The organism is Nocardia fusca NBRC 14340 (genome assembly GCF_001618425.1).
Lineage (GTDB): Bacteria > Actinomycetota > Actinomycetes > Mycobacteriales > Mycobacteriaceae > Nocardia > Nocardia fusca.
The window spans coordinates 1-1,401 of sequence record NZ_BDCU01000091.1 but is presented as its reverse complement, the minus strand read 5'-3'; the positions used below and the strand labels follow the sequence as shown (position 1 = coordinate 1,401).

General features: G+C 64.9%; 1 protein-coding gene. It reads right to left on the bottom strand.

Annotated features, from left to right (window positions below; translation table 11 throughout):
* Positions 1-12 precede the first annotated feature (12 nt).
* Positions 13-1,227 (bottom strand): IS110 family RNA-guided transposase, encoded by a 1,215-nt coding sequence (locus tag NF4_RS35960; protein ID WP_084533856.1) that lies wholly within the window; start codon positions 1,225-1,227, stop codon positions 13-15.
* Positions 1,228-1,401 lie beyond the last annotated feature (174 nt).

Below are 1,401 nucleotides of genomic sequence, written 5' to 3'. Positions count from 1 at the left end.
TCAATGATCGTGTCAAGCCACAGCTGCCGTCGGGACCGGTGCATCGAGGGTGAATGCACGTCCGTCTCGCAGCAGTGCCCACAGGACGTCGACCAGGCGGCGGGCCAGGGCTAGAAGGGCTTGGATATGGATCAGTCGTTCACGGCGTTTACGGTCGTAGAACCGCCGGGAAGGCCCGTTTTCGTAGCGCAGGCTCGACAGGGCAGCCATGTAGAAAACTCTGCGCAGACGCCGGTTGTAGCGCTTGGGCCGGTGCAGGTTGCCGCTGACGCGGCCCGAGTCGCGAGGAACGGGAACGAGGCCGGCGTAGGACGCCAACCGTCCCGAGCTGGAGAAGGTGACCAGATCACCACCGGTTTCTACGAGGAACTCCGCCCCCAGCCCGGGCCCCATCCCGGGAAGGGACTCGATGATGTGGGCCCACGGGTGCGCCCGGAAGCGAGTGGTGATGAGTTTGTCGGTGTCCTTGATCTCGCGATCGAGGTCGAGGAGTTTGGCGGCGATGCGTTTGACCAGCATTGCGGTGTCGGCCTCGCCGGGCAGCGCCAGGCTTTGTCGTTCGGCGGCACCGATCGCAGCGGCCGCAGTCTTGCCGATGCCGGGCCTCCACGCCCCATTCTCGCTCAGATATGTTGTGACGCCGTCAATTCCAGCAGATCGGATTTCGCTGGGAGTGCACATCCCGGCGACCAGGATCAACGGGGTCCGGTTCGAATAGTCGAACGCGGCCTCCAACGCGGGGAAGATCGACCCGAGCAACGCTCGCAACCGGTTGATCCCGGCGACCCAATCCGACATCAGGTCGGCGCGATAGCTGGTCAGCTGGGTCAACCCGACCACGAGCTCGTCGGGCATCACGACCTGGTTCAGATCCTCACGCAGGCGCGCGCTCTGGGCGATCACCCGCGCATCCTTGGCGTCGGTCTTGCCTTCGCCGCGGAAGCCGCCGGTCATCGAAGCCACCACCCGGCCCGGCACATACGTCACCTGCTGGTCGGTGGCCAGCAGCACCGTGATCAACAGCAACGCCATCGGGCTGGTCAGATCGATTGCCCACCACACCCGCTCGGCGGCCTTGCCGGCGCGGGCGATCAGCGCCTCGATCGCGGCCTGGTCATTGCCGAACTTCTGACTGAACACCGTCTTACCGGCCTCGTCGACCACACACGCGTGATGCGCGTGCTTGCCGACATCGATTCCAACCCAGACCTGAGGGCGAGTTGCCACCCGCATGCTCCTGACCTCGAAGTTCGCGCCCGTGGACAACCCCGCCGACAGATCCCTAACCAGCGACGACCCGCAACAAGCTCTCAATCAGCAGCCGGAGTGTCCAGCGCGGCGGGGCAGCCAGTCCTTCCAAGCCTCGAAAAAAGGCAAACCCCGATCAGCTACACCCCACCA